The sequence below is a fragment of the Nonomuraea sp. NPDC049784 genome (assembly GCF_040659615.1).
Taxonomy (GTDB): Bacteria; Actinomycetota; Actinomycetes; order Streptosporangiales; family Streptosporangiaceae; genus Nonomuraea.
On record NZ_JBFAMX010000871.1, the window covers coordinates 1 to 3,338 of the forward strand.

Consider the following 3,338-nt stretch of genomic DNA (forward strand, 5'->3'; position numbering starts at 1 on the left):
GGATGTCGAGATCGGGGTGTCCGGCGCCGTACGCCAGGGCGAGGGCCGCGATGGCGGGGCTCACCACGCTGGCCCAGAGCGTCACGGGCGACGACCATCGGGGAAGCGTGTTCGGCATCCTGGGCAGCGCCCAGGCGGCCACGGCGCTGGCCGGCATGGTGCTGGCCGGGGTACTCGGCGGGGCGGTCGGCATCGTGCCCGCGTTGTGCCTGCACGCCGCCGGGCTCGTCGCCGCCGGCATACTGGCTCTGACCTGGTCTCATGACTGAGCCGATATCGATTCCTTCGTGATATCGCTATTAGACATGTCGTGATCGCATCTGCTTTGCTCCTAGCCCATTGACGGACGACAGCAAGGACAAAGCATGCGAAACCGCCGCTTCACGGCAATGACCACGTTGACGGTCTCCCTCCTGGCGGGCGGCGCCCTCCCGGCGAGCACGGCGTCCGCCGCGACCTCGGTGCAGGTGGTCTCGGGCGAGGCACAGGCCCGCAAGGAGCTGCGCGCGCTGGAGGCGTCCTTCAAGGGCCGCATCGGCGCGTACGCGATCGACACCGCCACCGGTAAGACGGTCGCGTACCGGTCGGGCGAACGTTTCCCGCTGCTGTCCACGTTCAAGGCGATGGCCTGCGCGGCCGCGCTGCACAAGGCCCGCACCTCCGACCCGGGGCTGATGGACAAGGTCGTGCACTGGACGGCCGACGAGGTCAAACCGAACTCCCCCACCACCGAGCAGCACGTGAAGGACGGGCTGACCGTCAGCCGGCTGTGCGAGGCGGCCATCACCCTGAGCGACAACACCGCGGGCAACATGGTGCTCAAGCAGCTCGGCGGACCGGCGGGCCTGACCCGGTACTTCAGGACGCTGAAGGACCCGATCTCCCGCCTGGACCGCTGGGAGACCGAGCTGAACGACTGGACGGCCAAGGACAAGCGCGACACCACCACGCCCGCCTCCATCGCCCGCGACCTACGCGCGGTCACGACCGGGAACGCGCTCGACGCCAAGGACCGGCAGCAGCTCAACACCTGGCTGCTCGCGACCAAGACGGGCGGCACCCGCATCCGCGCCGGGCTGCCCAAGACCTGGACGGTCGGGGACAAGACCGGCACGAACTCAGCGTTCGGCGGCGCGAACGACATCGCGGTCGTCTGGCCCGCCAAGGACGCCGCCCCCATCATCATGGTGATCTACACCAACCGGGCCCCTGGCGAGGCCGTTGACGACACAGCGCTCGCCCGCACCGCCACCATCCTCGCCCGCGCCCTCGGCAAGCTCTGAGTTCTCCATGCGTTACGGCCGCGCACGGGCCATCCGCCGCCCTTCGGCTGACGGCTCTCCATGGGTTACGGCTGCGCACGGGCAAACCACCCACCGCACTTCGGCTGACGGCCCTCCAGGAAACGGCCTCTGACCCTTCACCGGCTGAGCGCCGTTACGGAGCGCACACTTGACCGGCTGGGTGGTTGAGCCCCTGCCCGCCACCGTCCGGGCGGCTAGGAGTGGCGCGGGATCAAGACAGTGGGGTCGATGATGCGGATCCGGGGGTCGCCGGGCTCGTGGCGCAGTCGTGAGACGAGATCCGCCGTGCCGCCGGGCCCGTCGCCCGCCTTGCCGTCCCACACGACGATGGCGCGGGGCTCGGGGTCGAGCCTCAAGGCCTCATCGACCATCCACTCGTTCGTACGCGCGAACACCTCGTCACCCGTCGCCGCGCCCGCCTGCAGCGCTCTGACCTTCACGTGGCGGCGAAGCTCCTCGAACCGGGCGCGCCACGTGGTGCCGGGCAGATCAACCGAACTCCGTACGAACTCCTCGGGCGGCAGAGCGAGAAACAGGTGCACCGAGGCTCCGCGGCGCAGCGCCAGCTCGGCGCCGATGATGTCCGCACCGCGCGCGCCGCCGCAGAACACGGCCGTCTCCGGCCCGATGTCCCACTCTTCGAAGATCGCGCTCATCTCGGCCGTGACCTCGCCGACCAGGTGCTGCGGAAAGCGCGGCGGCTCCCGGCCGGGCCGGTCGACCAGGTGGCCGCTCACGATGAGTACGCGCATATGCCTTCCTCCATGCCCAGGGCTGCGATCTCGGAGACCAACCGGCGTGCCGGATTCAGGGTTTCTCCTCGCCGGCCGGCTCCGCGCTCAGCGGGGAGGCCACTTCGTTCTGGACCATGAGCTGGCCCCACTGGCCGTTCTCCGTACGGAAGATCTGCTCGATCCGTTCGACCTGTGCCGCCACGTCGGCCTCGGATTCAGCGGCGTCCCAGTCGAGGGCCGCCGTCCGCAGGTTCAGTGCCGCGTCGCCGTACAGCTTGCGCAGTTGCGCGAAGCCGATGAGCGCCTCGAACGCCGTCAAAGCGCCCGCCAGCGCCGCGAGCACGGCGGCCGCGACGCCGCACGTCGCCCTGCCCGCGCCGGTCGCGAACTGGCCCGCCACGCCGGCCAGCGCCGACAGGATGAGCAGCCCGTTGCGGAGCGCGATCGCCTGCCGGCGGGCCTGCTCGTACTCCTCGCACCGCTTTTCGTAGAACCGGCGCTGCTCGTCGATGCGTAATTCCCGGTAGAGCGCACGGAATTGCGCATCTCTTTCGTTCATTCCGGCTCCTTGTCGGCCTCGATCGCGAGCACGGCGCGGCGGAGCGCGAGCTCCCTGTCCTCGCGCGCGTACGGGCCGGTTCTGGACAGGTAGCGGAAGTAGAGCGCCCGCAGCCGTTCGGCCTTCACCCGTGCGGCGAGGTAGCCGTCCAGCGTCTCGCTTTCCCGGGCGTACTTGGTGCTGGCGGCCAGCGCGACCCCGATGACGGTGAGCAGAATGGTCGGCCACCGGTGATCGGGCAGTACGGCCTGCAAGCCGCCGAGACCTGCGATGAGGGCCGACCCGAGCAGGATCAGGACCTGCTGGCGGCGGTAACGGTTCTGGTCGCGCAGTGCCGCCCCGTCGTACTTGGCGAAAGCAGAGGTCACCTCGCGGTCGAGCACCTCGAAGTCAGCAGCCAGCCCGGGATAGGCGTCTCGTATCGGCGCCGGAATCACCGACGGGGACGTGGCCGGTGTGCGGAGTGTGGGAAATCGCACGAGCAATGGTGGCCTCACGGCTACCTCCAGCACCGGAGGGAGAAGGCACTATCGCAGTGGGAATGTATGCAAATTCCGGCACGCGGGCAATCGAATCTCCGGCACAACCGGTCCGCGGATGCGGCTCGCGGCAGTGGTCATAGGATTTCTTGTATGGCAACTTGTGAGCATCTTTCCAAGGTGGACGACCCGGCGCCGAAGACGCCTGAGGGCTGCGAGGAGTGCCTGGCGGTCGGCGGCCGCTGGTGCACCCAGCGGCCGC

The 3,338-nt window shown here is 69.3% G+C and carries 5 protein-coding genes; 2 read left to right on the plus strand and 3 right to left on the minus strand.

Annotated elements, in window-relative coordinates:
* Together AB0J09_RS60145 and bla are read left to right on the plus strand one after the other, a co-directional pair.
* Positions 1–269, plus strand: a 269-nt coding sequence (locus AB0J09_RS60145; protein ID WP_360712718.1) for a hypothetical protein, incomplete at its 5' end; no start/stop codon positions are given.
* A 96-nt stretch (positions 270–365) separates the two neighbouring features.
* A complete protein-coding gene (bla, locus tag AB0J09_RS60150; protein WP_360712721.1) occupies positions 366–1,283 on the plus strand; it encodes a class A beta-lactamase in 918 nt (305 codons plus the stop codon).
* Between the two features lie 215 nt (positions 1,284–1,498).
* Here the strand turns inward: bla and AB0J09_RS60155 are convergent, their stop codons facing one another.
* Genes AB0J09_RS60155 through AB0J09_RS60165 form a run of 3 tightly spaced genes read right to left on the minus strand, consistent with a single transcriptional unit; the run spans position 1,499 to position 3,094 of the window.
* Positions 1,499–2,056 carry a hypothetical protein gene (locus tag AB0J09_RS60155; protein WP_360712724.1) on the minus strand — a complete coding sequence of 186 codons (558 nt, stop codon included), beginning with the start codon at positions 2,054–2,056 and terminating at the stop codon, positions 1,499–1,501.
* A gap of 55 nt (positions 2,057–2,111) precedes the next feature.
* Complete coding sequence (locus AB0J09_RS60160; protein ID WP_360712727.1) at positions 2,112–2,597, minus strand: SLATT domain-containing protein; 486 nt, start codon at positions 2,595–2,597, stop codon at positions 2,112–2,114.
* Positions 2,594–3,094, minus strand: coding sequence for a DUF4231 domain-containing protein (locus AB0J09_RS60165; protein ID WP_360712730.1), 501 nt, complete (start codon positions 3,092–3,094; stop codon positions 2,594–2,596). The genes AB0J09_RS60160 and AB0J09_RS60165 overlap by 4 nt, the downstream gene beginning before the upstream one ends.
* Positions 3,095–3,338 lie beyond the last annotated feature (244 nt).